At 52.3% G+C, this 505-nt stretch carries 1 protein-coding gene; it reads left to right on the top strand.

Annotated features, from left to right (window positions below):
• Positions 1 to 247: 247 nt before the first annotated feature.
• A partial coding sequence (locus tag HMPREF3057_RS10580; protein WP_373878919.1) for a hypothetical protein occupies positions 248 to 505 on the top strand: 258 nt, incomplete at its 3' end.

Here is a 505-nt window from a genome sequence, read left to right as displayed (position 1 = left end):
AGCCTCAGTAAGTTCAAGCGAATCAGCCTCGGTAAGCTCTAGTCAATCAGCCTCAGTAAGTGCAAGTGAGTCAGCTTCAGTAAGTTCGAGCCAATCAGCCTCAGTCAGCTCAAGCCAATCAGCTTCAGTGAGCTCGAGCGAATCCGCGTCAGTAAGCTCGAGTCAATCCGCTTCAGCGAGCTCGAGCCAATCTGTATCGGTGAGCTCAAGTCAATCGGCTTCAGTGAGTGCGAGCCAGTCAGCTTCAGTGAGCGCAAGTCAATCCGCTTCATTGAGTGCTAGTCAGTCAGCTTCAGTAAGTGCCAGCCAGTCAGCGTCCGTAAGCTCAAGCGAATCCGCTTCAGTAAGTTCGAGCCAATCCGCGTCTGCAAGCTCAAGCGAATCCGCTTCATTGAGTACGAGTGAGTCAGCCTCAGTCAGCTCCAGCCAATCTGCTTCAGTGAGTTCGAGCCAATCAGCTTCAGCGAGCGCAAGTCAATCAGCCTCAGTAAGTTCAAGCGAATCA

It is taken from the genome of Streptococcus sp. HMSC072D05 (genome assembly GCF_001815805.1).
GTDB lineage: Bacteria > Bacillota > Bacilli > Lactobacillales > Streptococcaceae > Streptococcus.
This window is presented reverse-complemented; position numbering and strand designations above follow the sequence as displayed.